The following is a 17,686-nucleotide window of genomic DNA, read 5'->3' as shown; positions in this document are numbered from 1 at the left end:
TTTATTTCCGGGCGACTCCGGAGGTTTTGCGATTTCACCGCGCTTTGGCAAATTTCGCCGTGACTAGGTGCAGTTTTTTCGCGTCGCAATCTATGAAAAAAATTATCTTGCCGCTATGTTGGTAGCTTATTCCAAAAAACATGAGGGCGCTATGATTCGCGATGATGTAAAAGCAGCGCAGATTAGCGCTATGAAAGCCGGCGACAAGGATCGGACAGCGGCCACACGCGCCATTTTGGCCAAGATCAAAGACAAGGACATCGAACTGCGCACCAAGGACAGCGCGCCGGATGACGATGCCATGATCACGGATGTCCTGCAAAAAATGGCCAAGCAACGTCGCGAATCGATAGAGATGTTTGAAAGCGGCGGCCGCGAAGAACTGGCCAAGGGCGAGAAAATGGAACTCGGCGTGATCGAGGAGTTCCTGCCGGCCCAATTGAGCGAATCAGACACGGCTGCCCTGATCGATGGAATCAAGGCAGAACTGGGCGCCGATTCCATGAAAGACATGGGCCGGGTCATGGGTGAACTGAAAAAGCGCCACGGCACCGAAATCGACATGGGCAAGGCCAGCGGCCTGGTAAAGGCAGCGCTCAGCTGAACAACGATCTATGACCCTTTCCCCGCAATGGCTGGATGAACTGCGTAGCCGGACGACATTGTCGACGTTGATCGGCCGTACGGTGAAGGTCCAGAAGGCGGGGCGGGAATATAAGGCTTGCTGCCCGTTCCATAATGAAAAAACGCCCAGTTTCACGATTAATGACGAAAAGGGCTTCTACCATTGCTTCGGTTGCGGTGCGCATGGGGATGCAATCCGCTGGATGACAGACCAGCGCGGGCTGGGATTTATGGACGCGGTCAAGGATCTCGCTGCCGAAGCGCAAATGGAAGTCCCTGCCCCCGATCCCCGAGCCGCACAGCGTCAGGAACAGCGCGCAACACTACATGACGTCATGGCGGCGGCACAGGACTGGTTCGTGACCCAGTTTAACGGGATCGCCGGTGCCCAGGCCCGGGAATATCTGAAAAACCGGGGCATTACGGAGAAAACGATCCGCGAGTTCGGCTTTGGCTTTGCGCCCAATTCCCGGGGACAGTTGAAAGAAGCACTATCGTCTCAAGGCGTCGATCGACTGGTCGAAGCGGGATTGCTGATCAAAGTGGATGACAGGGATCCCTATGACCGCTTCCGGGGGCGGCTGATGATTCCGATCCGCGATCCGCGTGGCCGGGTCATCGCTTTTGGCGGACGCATATTGGGTGACGGCGAACCCAAATACCTGAATTCCCCTGATACACCGCTATTTGACAAGGGGCGGACGCTTTACAATCTCGACAAGGCATCCCCTGCTTCCCGCCAGACAGGGCGCATATTGGTCGTCGAGGGTTATATGGATGCAATTGCACTGGCCCAGGCAGGCTTTGAAGACGTTGTAGCGCCGCTCGGCACCGCGCTTACCGAACATCAGATCGAGCGAATCTGGAAAATGGTGGAAGCCCCCATTCTCTGTTTTGACGGGGACAATGCAGGCCAGAAAGCGGCCATGCGGGCGGCTGTACGCTCCCTGCCGCTGTTAAAGCCGTCACACAGCCTGAATTTCATATCACTGCCAGCGGGACAGGATCCTGATGATTTGATCCGGGCCGAAGGTCCACAGGCTTTTGGGGCGTTGATCGACAAACCCCAAATGCTGGGAGACCGCATCTGGGACCATGAATATGCCGCAGAACCGCTAAACAGCCCCGAAAGCAAAGCGGGTTTGAAAAAACGGCTATCTGACCATGTTCGGGATATTGCCGATCAGGATATAGCCCAGCATTATCGCCAGGATTTTCAGGAGCGTTATCAGCAGACGTTTTTCCCGAAACATGATTCTACGACGCAACGCCCGCAATATCAGCGGCAGAATGCACGTTTCAAATCAGATTATCGATCATTGAACGCGATGCCGGACACAAAATCAGTTTTAGTTTCAGGATATGATTTGCGCATCGCGAAGGGCATTTTGGGTGGCTTGATCCGTCATCCGTCGCAGATTTCCAAGCATTTTGAGGAACTCACATTGCTCAAACTCGCCGATTCGCAGCTTCAGGACCTGCTTTCGGAGCTGGTAAGGCAGGCAATGCGCAAAGAAACGCTTGATATGCAGGGCCTTCTTACCATATTGGAACAGACAGATTGTTATAATGTCGCAAAAGGGCTGTTACGGGCCGATGCGCTGAATTTCACTTTCAACCGCAAAATGCCAGATCCTGCTCCTTCGGAAACAATCGAACGGGCCTATGCGGATTTGGGAGAAGCGATAAAAGTAATAACGGCGCGTCCCGGTCTGGAGGCAGCTTTGGCAGAAGCAACAAGACGGGTGCAGGATAATCTTGATGAAGACAGTTTTGCAGAGCAGCAAAGGCTGCGACAGGCAAAGCAGGAATTTCATGAACGATTGGTCGAACTCACCCAGATTGACGATGTTGTTTGATATTTGGGCCTGATTATCGGGTTTGGTTTTTTAAGTTAGGGACTTCAAGCATTGGCAAGCAAAGCAAAGAAATCAACGGCAGCAGATGACGCGCCGCTTATCGACCTGAACGGCTCAGCGATAAAAAAACTGATCACCAAGGCCAAAAAGCGCGGTTACATCACGATTGATGAGCTGAACGAAGCGCTTCCCCAGGACCAGAACGAACAAATTGAAGATATCATGTCCTCCATCTCGGAAATGGGTGTGCGCGTTGTCGAGAATGATGACGAAGCAGCTGAAGAAATGCCGGGCGATGAAGTCGAATCCATCGACGGCAAGGACAAGGACAAAAAAGCAGCTGCAGCGCCGGTTAAAAAAGCTGCCGGAGATCGTACCGATGATCCGGTTCGCATGTATCTGCGCGAAATGGGCGCCGTCGAGTTGCTTAGCCGTGAAGGCGAGATTGCGATTGCCAAGCGTATTGAAGCTGGCCGCGATACGATGATCTGGGGATTGTGCGAAAGTCCGACCACGTTTAACGCGATTATCGAATGGTCCACCGCGCTGAATGATGGCGAAATGCAATTGCGCGAGATTCTGGATCTCGATGCAATGTTGTCGAAAGATCCTGTTCCGGAAAATCTGGAAGAGGAAGATGATGACGATGGAGAAATCAGCGAAAAGACCGCCGGACCTTCGTTCAAAGATGATGATGAAGTCGAGGACGAGCCGGAAGCTGAAGAAGGCGAAGGCGACGATGAGGATCAACTGACCGAACGCCGCACCAAGCGCGTTGTCGAAGAAGAAGAGGAAGACAACACGCTTTCTCTCGCCCAGATGGAAGAAGCGCTGAAACCGGAAGCGCTTGAAAAATTTGCTGAAATAACCTCTGTTTTCAAGAAATTCTCGAAACTGCAAAATACCCGCATGGAAGCTTTTGCGGTGGGTGATGATTTTCCTGCCAATTCCGAAAAGAAATATCACAGCCTGCGCGAACAGCTCACCGCTTTGGTGGAAAGCGTGCAGTTCCACGCCAACAAGATCGAATTTCTCGTCGATCAGCTCTATTCGTTTAACCGGCGCCTCACGGCACTGGGTGGTCAAATGCTGCGTCTCGCCGAACGCCACAAGGTTCCGCGCCGGGCATTTCTGGAAAGCTATATTGGCAATGAACTGGACGATGGCTGGTTGGCCAGCATGTCCAAAGCAGACAAGAAATGGGCGGCTTTTGCAGAGAAAGAAGCCAATGCGGTTGAACGCATTCGGTCTGAAATTTCAGATATCGCCGGCGCAACCGGGACATCTCTGGACGAGTTCCGCCGTATCGTGAACATGGTGCAAAAGGGCGAACGGGAAGCGCGTATTGCCAAAAAGGAGATGGTTGAAGCCAATTTGCGCCTCGTCATTTCCATCGCCAAAAAATATACCAACCGCGGCCTGCAGTTTCTGGATCTGATTCAGGAAGGCAATATCGGTCTGATGAAAGCGGTCGACAAATTTGAATATCGCCGCGGGTACAAATTCTCGACTTATGCAACCTGGTGGATTCGTCAGGCCATTACCCGCTCGATTGCGGATCAGGCGCGAACCATCCGTATTCCGGTGCACATGATTGAAACAATCAACAAGCTGGTCCGGACATCTCGCCAGTTCCTGCACGAGCAGGGCCGTGAACCAACACCGGAAGAAATGGCGGAACGCCTCTCCATGCCGCTTGAAAAAGTGCGCAAGGTGATGAAGATCGCCAAAGAGCCAATTTCCCTCGAAACTCCGATTGGGGACGAGGAAGATTCGCATCTCGGTGACTTTATTGAAGACAAAAACGCGATCATTCCGGTCGATGCGGCCATTCAGTCCAATCTGAAGGAAACGGTCACCCGCGTATTGGCGAGTCTGACACCACGCGAAGAACGCGTGTTACGGATGCGTTTCGGGATTGGCATGAATACGGATCACACGCTGGAAGAAGTCGGCCAGCAGTTCAGCGTGACGCGCGAACGTATCCGTCAGATCGAAGCCAAGGCGCTACGTAAACTCAAGCATCCAAGCCGCAGTCGCAAGATGCGGAGTTTCCTGGATCAGTAGGATTTTCGGTAATCTGCGCGCCTAATCATGGTTTGCAGTTTCCTAACGACAGATAAACGGGCTCTTTAGGAATTCTGGCTATTATGCTGGGGAAAGCGGAATTGCAACGATGCGGTTCCAGAACCTCTAGGATAATGTGAGTCAGATGCCAGAAATCAATCCAATTCCGTCGATACAACATAATTTGGTCGACTATGTCCGGGAGCATGGCAGCTTTTCAGTCGCCTATGTCCGCACGATGACGGATGATTTCGGTTCATTGAGCGGCGCAGATATTGCGGATCTGGCCCATTACCTATGTATCTTGCATGGACGACACCCAGGTGTGGTCGATCACGCCGCGACGAAAACCGCTGATGTTTCCGCCAGAAAGTGGCTTGTTCACGCGATGGAAGCTTTTTCTGCTGAACGCGCGTTTTTGACCAAATTGACGGTTGCAGCCGGTCCTATTTCAGGAGTCGGTGGCAGCGATCAGAGCAATGCAACCGTGCTGGCGCAACGCAAGGCACTCGAAATGCTGTCGCAGTCCGATCGCGACGGCTGTGCACTGGGTGCGTCATTTGCGCTGGTGCTGGATTGGTATGCGGTGAGACCGCTCCTCGAGAATGCCGCGATCAAATTTGGAATCGAGCCACGGGATCAAAACATGCCCACTGTCGATTCCACCCTGCAGCTCAGCACCGCCTTGAATGAAAATCTTGGCATTGAACGGGCAGTAAATTTTGGAGCCGACCAGATTCTGGCGCAACACCGCGGACTCTGGCAACTGCTTGAAGCTCGTCGCAGATCCCGTCAGGCATCCTGAACCGATCCACCGCAATCCGGCATCTTAACTAAATGATTAACTTGCCTGCATCCGGCCTTTTCCCTATCGCTATGCCATTGACGTTTACGGCAAGGGAAAATGGAATATGCGTTTTGACGGTACCAAGGACTATGTTGCAACTGACGACCTGAAAGTTGCGGTCAACGCAGCGGTAACATTGCGTCGCCCTCTATTGGTAAAGGGAGAGCCCGGGACCGGTAAAACCGTTCTGGCCCACGAAATTGCCAAGGCCACCGGAGCCCCTCTGATCGAGTGGAATGTCAAATCAACCACCAAAGCCCATCAGGGTCTGTACGAATATGATGCAGTTGCACGGCTGCGCGATGGCCAGCTCGGTGACGAGCGGGTGCACGACATTTCCAACTACATCCGCAAGGGAAAATTGTGGGAGGCCTTTACGTCACCCGAATTGCCGGTTCTGCTGATCGACGAAATCGACAAGGCGGATATCGAGTTTCCAAACGATCTGCTGCAGGAACTCGATCGAATGGAGTTTCATGTTTACGAGACCAAAGAGACAATCAAGGCGGCAGACCGCCCGATTGTGGTCATCACGTCCAATAATGAAAAAGAACTGCCGGATGCCTTCCTGCGCCGCTGTTTCTTCCACTACATCAAATTCCCGGATCGCGAGACGATGCAGGAAATCATCAACGTCCATTTTCCTGACATTCAGGGCGTTCTGGTCAAAAAGGCCATGGATATTTTCTACGATGTCCGCGACGTTCCGGGTCTGAAAAAGAAGCCCAGCACCAGCGAATTGCTCGACTGGCTGAAACTGCTTCTTTCTGAAGACATGCCACTGGAAGTTCTGCAGTCCAAGGACCCAAGCAAGGCGATTCCGCCGCTTCATGGTGCGTTGCTGAAAAACGAGCAGGACGTGATGCTGTTTGAACGGCTCGCGTTCATGGCCAAGCGGGAAGCACGTTAGACCGGGGGCCCAAGTATGTTCTTTAACTTCATGGACGAACTGAGAGCCGCAGGAATTAACGCCTCGCTCAAGGAACATCTGGTGCTTCTGGAAGCACTGGACAAGGAAGTTATTCGTCGGAGCCCGGAGGAATTCTATTACTTGTCCCGTGCCACAGTGGTGAAGGATGAAGGATTGCTGGATCGTTTTGATCAGGTCTTCTCGAAAGTCTTCAAGGGGATCGAAACCAGCTACGGTATGCAGGAAGAAGAAATTCCGCTGGAGTGGCTCAAGGCGGTTGCCGAAAAATATCTTTCCGAAGAAGAAATGGCGGAAATCGAGAAGCTGGGAACCTGGGAAGAACTGATGGATACTCTGAAAGAGCGTCTTGAAGAGCAGGAAAAGCGTCACGAAGGCGGCAGCAAGTGGATCGGAACCGGTGGCACCTCACCCTATGGAAACTCCGGATATAATCCCGAAGGCGTTCGCATTGGTGGTGAAGGCGGTCAAAAAAAGGCGGTGAAAGTCTGGGACAAGCGGGAATTTGCCAATCTCGACAATACCAAAATGCTCGGGACACGGAACATCAAGGTTGCTTTGCGCCGTCTGCGCAAATTTGCGCGTGAAGGCGCGCAAGATGAGCTCGATATCAAAAGCACAATTGATGGCACCGCCAAAAAGGGCTGGCTCGATATTCACATGCGGGCCGAAAGGCACAATGCGGTAAAATTATTGCTGTTCCTTGACGTCGGCGGCTCGATGGATCCGTTTGTAAAATTGTGCGAGGAACTGTTCAGCGCGGCCACCTCTGAATTCAAAAATCTGGAATTTTTCTATTTTCACAACTGCCCTTATGAAGGGGTGTGGAAGGACAATCGCAGACGTTTTTCCGAACGCACGCAAATGTGGGACATTCTCCACAAATACGGGCATGATTATAAGCTGATATTCGTAGGTGATGCATCGATGAGTCCTTATGAAATCACACATCCGGGCGGTTCAGTGGAACATTTCAACGAGGAAGCGGGCGTGACCTGGCTGCAGCGCATGACCAACACCTATCCTGCGACAGCCTGGCTCAATCCGGTGCCGGAAAAGCAATGGGGCTATTCGCAAAGCGTCAAGATTATCAAGGAATTGATGAACGACCGCATGTACCCGCTGACGCTCGAAGGATTAGGTGACGCGATGAAGGAATTGACCCGTAAACACGGCTAACCTGACAGATTAGACCCAAATCGGCCCTAATAAGCCTTGGCGAATATGAAATCCCGCATATACCAGATGTTGTAGTTGTTACTGCAATGCGGAGGCATATATGGCTTTTTCTATACCGCGACCAATGAAAACCAACCGTCAATTGGTCATTTATAACGCTTCTCATCCATCTGTTATTTTTGGCAAAATCAAAACCGGCGCGATCCGGCACTGGAACCAAAACCGAATGGTGAAGTCAGTTAACAACTGGCTCAAAGTTCCCAGGAGGCAAATTTCAACCGAAAGTCAGAAACCAAAGCCCAGGAAAAGTTCGGGGTTGATAGTTCCTCAACCCGGAAAGTCTTTCATGCTGATCCAGACAACCGACATGATGGGTGATCTGTTGGCTGAAAACCAGAGACTGCGAAACATGGTGGATGAGCTGGTTCGCGAAACCCGCGTCTGAAAATCAAGATTCGACCGCCAGAAGCGTTGTCCCCTGATATTTTTCTGCTGCGGGATCAAACATGTCGAACAATTCAAAGGATTGATCCTCGACCGAGACTTCCTTCAGCCCTGCAAGCTTGAAAGTCCCGAGCTTGGCCTCCTTTGGCGGCTGACCTTCATGCTCGATCGCAACGGCATCCACATACATTTCATCATGGCGCGTATAGACAATATGCGGAGCCAGTTTGAAGCTGGTTCGGTTATAGGTTGCCTTCACGCATTTTTTCAGCGCGACACCTTCGAAAAATTCCTTGTTCGGTAACATGCCCCCAAAATATCAGATATTCTGATCGATGCAAGAATTATGTTGCATTGCAGCATAATTGGAAGATTGCCTGCCGGAACCCGCCTAGTACAACAGAAACTCTTCCCGCTCCTGTGCCCAGGATCGCTCATCAGGTGCTACTATCCCGTCGAGATCATTGGCTATTGTCGACGGACTATCGACCCAGTCCTTGAGAATTGTTCCGCCATTGATGACATCGATGGCGAGCTTGCCTTCTTCATATTCATAAGCGAAATCGCGCCAGAGTTCATACCCGAAATACAGCTTGCGAATGGCCTTGAACGCCAAAGCCTGGATTCGCCACGGCCGGAACGCAACATGATCATAGCCGGGACCCTCGGCATGGATCTGTACACCGTGGCACAAAAGCCCCGCGTGTTTGTGAAAAGTTGGCTCGAACCAGCATTCACGCAAAACGCAACCCTGCAGCCACTGGGGCGCCCGCTTGTGCATCTCGGTGATGATAGCTCGTGCATCAATATCCGGCGCACCAAATAATTCCAGCGGGCGGGTTGTTCCGCGTCCCTCCGACAATGTTGTTCCTTCGAGCATAACAGTCCCGGCATAGGCTCGCGCCATTGCTACATTTGGTGCGTTCGGACTGGGATTGACCCAGATACGATCAGCAGGCCATCCAAAGCCCGGCCCTTGTCCGGGATTCCAGCCTTGCATGCCAATGACCTGGTAATCCAAGTTTAGATTCCCTTGTGCAATGAACCAGTTACCTAGCTCTCCCAAAGTTAAGCCATGGCGCATGGGCAAAGGCCCTGCCCCCACAAAACTTTCCCAACCTGGCTCCAGAATCGAACCCTCGATCGGACGGCCTGCGGGATTTGGGCGATCCAGAACCCAGACCGTCTTGCCATTGGCTGCCGCGGCTTCGAGAATGTAGAGGAGCGTCGTAATGAAAGTATATATGCGGCAACCCAGATCCTGCAGATCTATCAGGATCACGTCAAAGCTGTCGAGCATGGCCGGAGTTGGTTTACGCACTTCGCCATAAAGGCTGAACACAGGTATCCCGAGGACTGGATCATTGTAATCCGCGGTTTCGATCATGTTGTCCTGCTTGTCGCCCCGCAAGCCGTGCTGGGGACCAAATGCGGCAGTCAGGTTCACGTCATCACATTGCGCCAGAGCATCCAGCGAATGGGTCAGGTTTTCGGTTACCGATGCAGGATGAGCGAGCAGGGCCACTCGTTTGCCTTGCAGCGGCGCGCGAAGCTCCGGTTCGGTCAAAAGACGATCAATGCCAAATTTCATATGTCTATCGTGCCTTTAATTCGTGAACAAAACAATCTCGATGATGAAAATCCGGAGATCCTTCGGGATGTGCCAGCGCCCAATAGGACGTACTCCCATCCAACGCTTTAACAACAACTGATATTCCAGAATAATTGCCAGTGGCTATCCAGTTTTTATCTGCATCAATGGTCACGTCCATTGCGATCCCATCCTTCGTCGTTTGCAATTGAATGGCAGGTCCCCTGCCCAACGGCAGCTCGGCCATTCCCGATCTGTAGTCCAAAAAAGTATAAGCCGCCCATTGTGAAGAGGGCGAGAAGTTATATTCACAATAGGCATCACCATCCCCCTGCAACACAAATAATTCGAAGCATGTCGATTCCCAGAGACTGTCCGTACGAACCGCTTCTTTGGTCGATGGGATCACCAGTTCCCAAGGATCGCCATAAACCTCATAACTCAAACGCAGTTTCCGGGGTTCAGGAAAGCAGAGCTGCACTTCGATCGCTCGCGCAACGGAGCTGGGTGTATCGGGATGACATTGCAGATTCAAACGCATATTGCGAGTTTCCCTAAGCCCATGTAACGAGCACTTCATGACACAATATCAATCCGATCTCCTGCGTCTACTGAATGATCGCGGCTATATCCACCAGTTAACAGACGAAGCGGGACTTGATGCTTTGGCATCACGCTCCGTCATCCCCGGATATATCGGGTTTGATGCAACGGCTGACTCTCTGCATGTCGGCAATCTGGTCTCCATCATGCTGTTGCGGCGCCTGCAGCAGGCTGGTCACAAGCCGATCGTGGTTATGGGTGGTGGTACCACCAAAGTCGGAGACCCTTCCGGCAAAGACGAAGTGCGCAAACTGCTGGATAATGAGGGTATCGAAGCCAATATTGCATCCATTCGAACTTGTTTCGAACGTTTCCTGACATTTGGTGACGGACCTACAGACGCAATATTGGTCAACAATGCTGATTGGCTGGACAGCCTCGAATATATCCCGTTTCTGCGCGATGTGGGACGTCATTTCACTATCAACAGAATGCTGACTTTTGATTCTGTGAAGCTGCGGCTGGACCGGGAGCAACCCCTCACCTTTCTCGAATTCAACTACATGATCCTGCAGGCTTACGATTTTCTTGAACTCTCACGTTTGCATGCGTGCAAATTGCAACTGGGCGGGTCCGATCAATGGGGCAATATTGTCAATGGCATTGAACTCGGACGCAGGATTGATGGCGCAGAGCTTTTCGGTCTGACGACCCCTCTGATCACCAAGGCTGATGGGTCAAAAATGGGCAAGTCTGTCGATGGTGCGATCTGGTTGAACGCGGATCGATTGAGCGCATATGACTATTGGCAGTTCTGGCGAAACACCGACGACCGTGATGTCGGAAAATTCATGCGTCTGTTCACCGATATTGATCTGGATGAGATCAAGCGCCTGGAAACTCTCGAGGGTTCGGAAATCAACGACGCCAAAAAAGTGCTGGCGGATGCAGCAACGACACTTGCACACGGAGAAGCAGCGGCAACCAATGCTGCTCAGACAGCCCAGCAAACATTCGAACAGGGAAACGCCGGCGGCGATTTGCCGACACTCGAAGTGGCGGACGACACAATATCCATCTTGAATGCACTGGTTGATATCGGGTTTTGCGCGTCCAAAGGCGAAGCGAAGCGGATGGTGAGCGGCGGCGGCGCGCGCATTAATGACGCACAAATCAAGGATGCGGGAACGCAGATTTCCCTCGCAGATGGAGAAATCAAGATTTCTGCCGGGAAAAAGAAACACGGGATTATCCAGCGCGCATCATGATTGCTCCATACATCGCTGGTTTACCATTTATTGGGAAAGCTCTGTTAAGACATATTTCCAAGAAATGACGGAGCCTTCCAATGCCAAGCATGCCGAACGAACCTGTGCCAGACATGCGCCGTGCAACGCGGTTTCCGGTCGATTTCAAGACAATTTGCGAAACCCGTAAAGACGGTGAAGTTTCAGCCAATATCAGCAATGTTTCTGCGCATGGTTGTCAGATTGTGCATGATGTAACCCTGAACAAGGGCGACCGGGTCATCGTTCGCTTGCCGGTGGCGGGACGCATTGAGGCCTTTCTGGTCTGGACACATGGCGGACGATCCGGATTTGAATTTGAACGGGTTATTCGTGAATCTGATTTTATGGCGATGCTCGACAAAATGGGACATAGCCAGCGAAGCTGATTATCCGCTCCTGAGCAAGCTGACGCCCCAGTCTCTTTCAAAAAGATACAAGGCCACCCGAGCGGCTGCTCCGCGCCGGCTATCTAATCCGCCATCACGATCGAGAAGCAATCGCGCATCATCTGTGGCGGCAGCAATAAATTCCGTAATCTGTTCGGGCTTGGCAATATTGAAACCGGCATCGCCTGATTGCCGCGTCCCCATCAACTCGCCGGCTCCGCGAAGTCGCAAATCTTCTTCGGCAATCTTGAAACCGTCATTGGTCTCTCTCAGCAATGTGAGGCGCGCTCTGGCAGTCTCACTCAGATTGTCCCCACGCAAAAGCAGGCAATTTGACTTTACGTCTCCCCGGCCCACTCTTCCGCGAAGCTGATGGAGTTGTGCCAGTCCGAACCGGTCCGCGGCATCGATAATCATCAGACTGGCATTGGGAACATCGACCCCGACTTCAATCACGGTCGTAGCGACCAGTAACTTGATCTCGGCCCGTTGAAAACGCTCCATGACCGCGTCCTTGTCCGGACCTTTCATCCGGCCATGCACAAGGCCTACTTGATCCCCGAAACGCTGGCGCAACATGGCAGCCCGTTCTTCCGCAGCAGCGAGATCGCTTTTCTCGCTTTCTTCCACCAGTGGACAAACCCAATAGGCCTGACCGCCTCCTGACAGGTGCCGTGCAAGGCCATCTACCACTTCATTCAATCTGCTGTCCGCAATGACCCGCGTCTCGATGGCCTGTCGACCGGGCGGCAATTCATCGATCCGTGAGACATCCATTTCGCCATATTGGCTAAGCGTCAAAGTACGAGGGATAGGCGTCGCAGTCATCGCCAGCAGGTGCGGCGTTCGTTCGGCTTTTTGCGACAGCATCAATCGCTGCGACACCCCGAATTTATGTTGCTCATCCACTATCGCAACCGCGAGGTTTTTATACTGCACTTTCTCCTGAAATATCGCGTGTGTGCCCACCAATATATCAATCGAGCCGTCCGCAAGCCCCATCAGAGTTGATTCGCGAACCTTTCCTTTTTCTCTGCCAGTCAGGATTTCAAGATTGGCGGGAAGGCCGGTCATCAATTCTTGCAAGCCGGCGAAATGCTGGCGTGCCAGAATTTCAGTTGGCGCCAGAAAAGCTGCCTGATACCCCGCCTCGACGGCATTGAGCAGCGCCATCAGCGCAACCAGAGTCTTACCCGACCCGACATCCCCCTGGAGCAAGCGCAACATGGGCGACGATTGTGCCAGATCTCCATCAATTTCCTGAATGCATCTTTTTTGCGCACCGGTTAGCTCAAACGGAAGTTTTATCCGGTTTCGCAAATGGCGGTCACCTTCGATTGCGAAGCCCTTTTTCTTTCGATTGCTGTTACGGACCAGCATGAAAGCCAGCTGATTCGCAAATATCTCGTCATATGCCAATCGATCTGCTGCCTCTTTTGCGGTTTCAGCAGGCTGATGGATAGCAACAACGCTGTCATGCCAGTTTTGCCAGCCCTTGGATTCCAGCAAGCTGGGTTCGATCCATTCCGGCAGCTCGGGTGCAAGGCCGATCGCCTGTTCGACCAACTGGAACATCCGTTTATTCCCCAAACCGTCTGACAAGGGGTAGATGGGTTCGACCAATGAAATTTGATCTTCTTCCGCCAGTTCAAGAACGTCGGGATGCAATATCTGCAGTTCATCCCCGTAACGTTCCAGCTTGCCCGACACGATTTTGGCTTCGTTCAAAGGCAATAGTTTTTTGGGCCAACCGGTATTGCGTCCAAAAAATGTCAGGCTGACCGCATTGCCTTCCCCATCTGTTGCATGCACTCGAAACGGACTGCGCGGGCCTCCCGACCGATAGTCAACCGGTGTAACCTCGGCGATGATCGTTTCGTCGACATCCAGTTCGTTGAGAGTTTCGACGCGTTTCCGGTGCATCCAGTAGCTGGGCTCGTGATAAAGCAGGTCCTTGATCCGCGTCAGTCTTAGTTTTTCAAGAGGTTTGGTCAGTGCCTTGCCAATCCCCTTCAGGGATTGGGTTTCCGCAAATAATGGATTGAGAATCTCGGGTCGCATGTCTATCCGGCTTTATACGCGTGCTGCAATAATATACCAGCCATGGCCTCGGCTGAAAAATGCACTCGAACAATCGGAATTCAGGAGCAAATATGGAACGGGAGATCAGACTTAAAAGACTCTATTTCCGCGCCTGGCACCGCGGTACGCGCGAAGCCGACAACATGATCGGCGGGTTCTTTGACAAATATCGCGAGCAATGGAACGACAAGGAGCTGGACTGGTTCGAGCGATTGCTTGAGGAAGAAGACGTCGATGTCATGGCCTGGGCGATTGGAACTTTACCGGTTCCGGAATCTTTTGCGGGGGACCAGATGACGGCTTTCAAAAGACTTGATTTTATTGATTTCGCAAAATGACCTTCTTCATAACTTTTCTTAAAAACTAGACCCTGATGACTCCATTGAAACCTGTTTTCTCCGCTGATAGCGGCATGACTCTGGCTGGTGTTGCAGGCGGGTACAAGCCCTTTTGTCTTGCGCATATTGCCGCAACATCCAAACAGCAGACGGTTTTTATTGCTACCGACGATGCCGCCATGAGCGCAATTGTCGAAGCCGCCCGGTTTTTTGAGCCAGGACTTGAGATCGTGGAATTTCCTGCTTGGGATTGTCTTCCTTATGATCGCGCATCTCCTGCTTTACACACCAGTGCAGATCGACTGGCAGCTTTATCCCGTTTGGCGGCCCCATCAACTGCGGGACAACTTGTTGTAACGACCATCAACGCTGTTCTGCAAAAGGTTCTCCAGCCCGAACGAATCAGGCAAATGGTCACCCGGCTCGCTCCCGGAACCGTGATCGAACAGGAAAAACTGATTGCGTTTTTATACGCCAATGGTTTTGTTCGCGTGGATACAGTGGCCGACAGCGGCGAGTTTGCGGCAAGAGGTGGTCTGATCGATCTTTTTCCGCCAGGTGCCGAGAATCCTATTCGTATTGATCTTTTCGGAGATGAAATCGAGACCGTCCGCGAATTTGATCCCAGTGATCAAAGAACCATCGGGAATATCGACGGAATAGACTTGCTTCCGGTTTCGGAATTCCTGCTGGACGAAGAGAGTATCACCCGTTTTCGTACCCGTTACCGCGATTTATTCGGGGCCGTTGCGACCGGCGATCCGCTGTACCAGTCTATTTCCGATGGACGGCGATTGTCCGGGATGGAACACTGGCTACCGCTGTTGGAAGACAAGCTGGTCAGTTTCTTCGAGTATCTGAATGATGACGCGATTGTCTTGGCGGACGCCGTATCGAACAGCGCAGCAGAATCGCATTTTTCATCAATACAGGACTATTACAAAAACAGACTGGAAGCAGACAAGGCAAACCTGTCCAGCTATCGACCGCTGACACCGGGCTCGTTGTACCTCGAGCCGACAGAATGGGCAGAGCAACAGCTTGCCAGCCCCTTGCATGTTCTCAGTGAATTTGACGAACCTGAATCTGCAAATGTCATATCGCTATCGGTTTCGTCACCTCGCGACTTTTCTCCGGAACGGGCACGCAACGAGAATATCTACAAGGCGCTGACAACCCATGTGAACAGTCTGAAAAACGCCGGCACCAAAGTTGTTCTGGCGAGTTATAGCAAAGGGTCCCGCGCGCGGCTTTTCGATCTTCTGTCTGACAATGACGTCAAGGCGGCAACGCTCTGTGATGACTGGAATGCCTGCGTTTCAGACGATGTTTCCATAGCTTTGACGGTGCTTCCGATGTCGTCCGGTTTTCGGACAGATAACCTCGCCGTCCTTACAGAGCAGGACATATTCGGCGACCGACTCGTTCGCAAATCCAAACGGCGCAAAAGCGGCGATGCGTTTATCGAGGAATTGTCCGCTTTGGGTCAGGGGGATCTGGTGGTCCATCTGGAGCACGGAATCGGCCTGTATGAAGGCATTGTTTCCATCCCCGTCGGCGAAAGCCCGCATGATTGTGTGGCGCTGAAATATGCTGGCGGCGACAAGCTTTTTGTTCCCGTGGAAAATATTGATGTCCTGAGCCGCTATGGTGAAGGCGGTGACAGCGTTGTTCTGGACAAGCTTGGTGGAGAAGGCTGGCAGAGGCGCAAATCCAAGCTCAAGGAGCGTATCAGAGCGATCGCACATGAACTGCTGAAAACAGCGGCTGCTCGCGCCTTGCAACCTGCGACACCCGCGCGATTTGAAGCCAGTGACATGGCCGGTTTTGTTGACCGGTTTCCCTATCAGGAAACCGATGATCAACAGCAGGCAATTGAAGAAGTTCTTGGCGACATGGCATCCGGCAAGGCGATGGACAGGCTGGTTTGCGGTGATGTGGGCTTTGGCAAAACAGAAGTCGCAATGCGGGCTGCATTCGCGGCAGCTATGGCGGGCATGCAAGTAGCCATCATTGCGCCGACTACGCTGCTCGCACGGCAGCATTTTTCAAATTTCGAAGAACGGTTTCGCCCGTTTCCGATCAACATCGGACGGCTGTCCCGGCTGGTTCCCGCCGCAGAGGCCAAGAAAACCAAAGAGGGCCTCACCAATGGCAAGATCGATATTGTCATCGGAACCCACGCGCTGCTGGCAAAATCAATTGAGTTTCAGCGACTGGGACTGATCATCGTTGATGAAGAACAAAGATTTGGTGTCACCCACAAGGAACGTCTGAAATCGATCAAGGCCGATGTCCATGTTCTGACTTTGACCGCCACGCCGATCCCGCGGACATTGCAAATGGCGATGACAGGCCTGCGTGAACTGTCCGTAATCCAGACTCCACCTGTCGACCGATTGGCAGTTCGCACATATGTAATGCCTTGGGATCCCATCCCTCTGCGCGAAGCGCTCATGCGTGAACATTTTCGCGGAGGGCAGTCATTTCTCGTGGTACCCAGAATTGCAGACCTGGCGGAAATTCAAGATTTTCTCAAGGAATATGCGCCAGAAATCACCTATGTCGTCGCACATGGCCAAATGCCTCCCGCACAGGTCGAAGAACGGATGTCGGCCTTCTATGATCGAAAATATGACGTTCTGTTATCTACGACTATCGTCGAAAGCGGCCTGGATATCCCGAGTGCAAATACGCTGATCATTCATCGGGCAGATCGTTTTGGACTTGCCCAACTCTATCAGCTTCGTGGTCGTGTTGGACGCTCGAAAACCCGGGCCTATGCTTACATGGTAACCCCGAAAGACCGGATCATCTCCGAAAAGGCGGAAAAGCGACTCAAAATCCTGGGTGATCTCGACAGCCTTGGTGCGGGATTTGAGCTTGCCAGCCATGATCTGGATATTCGCGGAGCCGGTAACTTACTGGGCGACGAACAATCGGGTCAAATTCGCGAGGTCGGCTTTGAGCTATACCAGTCGATGCTCGAAGATGCGATACTCGACGCCAAAGCCCAAGGCGCTGGCCTCGAACGGGATGCAAAAAGCTTTTCGCCGCAAATTACGGTCGACGCACCCATTCTCATCCCCGACAATTATGTCCCCGATCTATCTTTGCGCATGGGTCTGTATCGCAGAATGAACGGACTTGAGACCCATCAGGAGATTCAGGCCTTTGCAGCGGAGATGATCGACCGCTTCGGCGATCTTCCGGTCGAAACTGAAAATCTGCTCAAACTGATGGAAATCAAGATGAACTGTGTTGCGGCGCATATAATCAAGATTGAAATGGGTCCACGCGGCGCTCTGGTCAGCTTCCACAATGATCAGTTTCCAAACGTGCCCGGATTGCTGGCCTATGCAGAACGGCTCAAAGGTACGGCGAAAATTCGGCCAGACAACAAGCTGTTTATCGAGCGACGCTGGCGCGATCCCCGCTCACGGCTGCACGGGCTGGCACAGCTCACCACCGGGTTGTCGAAACTGGCTCAGAAAATATCTGGCTGAGCC

14 protein-coding genes are annotated in these 17,686 nt (G+C 52.3%); 10 read left to right on the top strand and 4 right to left on the bottom strand.

The genetic code is table 11. The annotated features are described in order from the left end of the window. Positions 1 to 151: 151 nt before the first annotated feature. The 6 genes from ABJI30_RS12525 (at position 152) to ABJI30_RS12500 (ending at position 7,504) form a co-directional block, all read left to right on the top strand. Positions 152 to 604 (top strand): GatB/YqeY domain-containing protein, encoded by a 453-nt coding sequence (locus tag ABJI30_RS12525; RefSeq protein WP_348017027.1) that lies wholly within the window; start codon positions 152 to 154, stop codon positions 602 to 604. Between the two features lie 10 nt (positions 605 to 614). After that, complete coding sequence (dnaG, locus tag ABJI30_RS12520; protein ID WP_348017026.1) at positions 615 to 2,483, top strand: DNA primase; 1,869 nt, start codon at positions 615 to 617, stop codon at positions 2,481 to 2,483. 51 nt (positions 2,484 to 2,534) lie between these two features. Continuing rightward, positions 2,535 to 4,550 (top strand): RNA polymerase sigma factor RpoD, encoded by a 2,016-nt coding sequence (rpoD, locus tag ABJI30_RS12515; RefSeq protein ID WP_348017025.1) that lies wholly within the window; start codon positions 2,535 to 2,537, stop codon positions 4,548 to 4,550. 145 nt (positions 4,551 to 4,695) lie between these two features. Next, positions 4,696 to 5,355: a hypothetical protein gene (locus tag ABJI30_RS12510; protein ID WP_348025442.1), complete on the top strand. Its 660-nt coding sequence runs from the start codon at positions 4,696 to 4,698 to the stop codon at positions 5,353 to 5,355. Between the two features lie 106 nt (positions 5,356 to 5,461). After that, on the top strand, positions 5,462 to 6,307 hold the full coding sequence (locus ABJI30_RS12505) for a MoxR family ATPase (protein ID WP_348017023.1): 846 nt from the start codon (positions 5,462 to 5,464) through the stop codon (positions 6,305 to 6,307). A 15-nt stretch (positions 6,308 to 6,322) separates the two neighbouring features. Then, positions 6,323 to 7,504 (top strand): VWA domain-containing protein, encoded by a 1,182-nt coding sequence (locus ABJI30_RS12500; RefSeq protein ID WP_348017022.1) that lies wholly within the window; start codon positions 6,323 to 6,325, stop codon positions 7,502 to 7,504. Positions 7,505 to 7,952: 448 nt separating this feature from the next. Here the strand turns inward: ABJI30_RS12500 and ABJI30_RS12495 are convergent, their stop codons facing one another. The 3 genes from ABJI30_RS12495 to ABJI30_RS12485 all read right to left on the bottom strand — a co-directional run bounded on the left by ABJI30_RS12495 (position 7,953) and on the right by ABJI30_RS12485 (position 10,080). Further along, positions 7,953 to 8,255: a hypothetical protein gene (locus ABJI30_RS12495; RefSeq protein WP_348017021.1), complete on the bottom strand. Its 303-nt coding sequence runs from the start codon at positions 8,253 to 8,255 to the stop codon at positions 7,953 to 7,955. Positions 8,256 to 8,339: 84 nt separating this feature from the next. Next, complete coding sequence (locus tag ABJI30_RS12490; protein WP_348017020.1) at positions 8,340 to 9,539, bottom strand: DUF1343 domain-containing protein; 1,200 nt, start codon at positions 9,537 to 9,539, stop codon at positions 8,340 to 8,342. 4 nt (positions 9,540 to 9,543) lie between these two features. Next, entirely contained in the window at positions 9,544 to 10,080 is a 537-nt protein-coding gene (locus ABJI30_RS12485) for a DOMON-like domain-containing protein (RefSeq protein WP_348017019.1), read from the bottom strand. Positions 10,081 to 10,117: 37 nt separating this feature from the next. Here ABJI30_RS12485 and tyrS point away from each other — a divergent pair, with 37 nt between their 5' ends. Then, positions 10,118 to 11,350, top strand: coding sequence for a tyrosine--tRNA ligase (gene tyrS / locus ABJI30_RS12480; RefSeq protein WP_348017018.1), 1,233 nt, complete (start codon positions 10,118 to 10,120; stop codon positions 11,348 to 11,350). A gap of 80 nt (positions 11,351 to 11,430) precedes the next feature. Further along, complete coding sequence (locus ABJI30_RS12475; protein WP_348025441.1) at positions 11,431 to 11,757, top strand: PilZ domain-containing protein; 327 nt, start codon at positions 11,431 to 11,433, stop codon at positions 11,755 to 11,757. On the opposite strand, the gene recG is transcribed toward ABJI30_RS12475, so the two are convergent. Continuing rightward, the gene (gene recG, locus ABJI30_RS12470; protein ID WP_348017016.1) at positions 11,758 to 13,818 is read right to left on the bottom strand and encodes an ATP-dependent DNA helicase RecG; all 2,061 of its coding nucleotides are present in this window, start codon (positions 13,816 to 13,818) and stop codon (positions 11,758 to 11,760) included. Positions 13,819 to 13,910: 92 nt separating this feature from the next. On the opposite strand from recG, the gene ABJI30_RS12465 reads away from it, so the two are divergent. Then, positions 13,911 to 14,177, top strand: coding sequence for a succinate dehydrogenase assembly factor 2 (locus tag ABJI30_RS12465; RefSeq protein ID WP_348017015.1), 267 nt, complete (start codon positions 13,911 to 13,913; stop codon positions 14,175 to 14,177). Positions 14,178 to 14,212: 35 nt separating this feature from the next. Next, the gene (gene mfd / locus ABJI30_RS12460) at positions 14,213 to 17,683 is read left to right on the top strand and encodes a transcription-repair coupling factor (protein WP_348017014.1); all 3,471 of its coding nucleotides are present in this window, start codon (positions 14,213 to 14,215) and stop codon (positions 17,681 to 17,683) included. Positions 17,684 to 17,686: the final 3 nt, after the last annotated feature.

This window comes from Parasphingorhabdus sp., assembly GCF_039968395.1.
Lineage (GTDB): Bacteria > Pseudomonadota > Alphaproteobacteria > Sphingomonadales > Sphingomonadaceae > Parasphingorhabdus.
The sequence above is the reverse complement of the archived record's forward strand: the minus strand, read 5'-3'. Positions and strand labels throughout refer to the sequence as shown.

What these genes read in the sequence shown, in the direction of transcription:
- ABJI30_RS12490 (WP_348017020.1), bottom strand. Translation starts at nt 9,539, where the DNA reads ATGAAATTTGGCATTGATCGTCTTTTGACCGAACCGGAGCTTCGCGCG.
- ABJI30_RS12525 (WP_348017027.1), top strand. Translation starts at nt 152, where the DNA reads ATGATTCGCGATGATGTAAAAGCAGCGCAGATTAGCGCTATGAAAGCC.
- ABJI30_RS12505 (WP_348017023.1), top strand. Translation starts at nt 5,462, where the DNA reads ATGCGTTTTGACGGTACCAAGGACTATGTTGCAACTGACGACCTGAAA.
- ABJI30_RS12510 (WP_348025442.1), top strand. Translation starts at nt 4,696, where the DNA reads ATGCCAGAAATCAATCCAATTCCGTCGATACAACATAATTTGGTCGAC.
- ABJI30_RS12500 (WP_348017022.1), top strand. Translation starts at nt 6,323, where the DNA reads ATGTTCTTTAACTTCATGGACGAACTGAGAGCCGCAGGAATTAACGCC.
- ABJI30_RS12495 (WP_348017021.1), bottom strand. Translation starts at nt 8,255, where the DNA reads ATGTTACCGAACAAGGAATTTTTCGAAGGTGTCGCGCTGAAAAAATGC.
- dnaG (WP_348017026.1), top strand. Translation starts at nt 615, where the DNA reads ATGACCCTTTCCCCGCAATGGCTGGATGAACTGCGTAGCCGGACGACA.
- recG (WP_348017016.1), bottom strand. Translation starts at nt 13,818, where the DNA reads ATGCGACCCGAGATTCTCAATCCATTATTTGCGGAAACCCAATCCCTG.
- ABJI30_RS12465 (WP_348017015.1), top strand. Translation starts at nt 13,911, where the DNA reads ATGGAACGGGAGATCAGACTTAAAAGACTCTATTTCCGCGCCTGGCAC.
- ABJI30_RS12475 (WP_348025441.1), top strand. Translation starts at nt 11,431, where the DNA reads ATGCCAAGCATGCCGAACGAACCTGTGCCAGACATGCGCCGTGCAACG.
- ABJI30_RS12485 (WP_348017019.1), bottom strand. Translation starts at nt 10,080, where the DNA reads ATGCGTTTGAATCTGCAATGTCATCCCGATACACCCAGCTCCGTTGCG.
- mfd (WP_348017014.1), top strand. Translation starts at nt 14,213, where the DNA reads ATGACTCCATTGAAACCTGTTTTCTCCGCTGATAGCGGCATGACTCTG.
- tyrS (WP_348017018.1), top strand. Translation starts at nt 10,118, where the DNA reads ATGACACAATATCAATCCGATCTCCTGCGTCTACTGAATGATCGCGGC.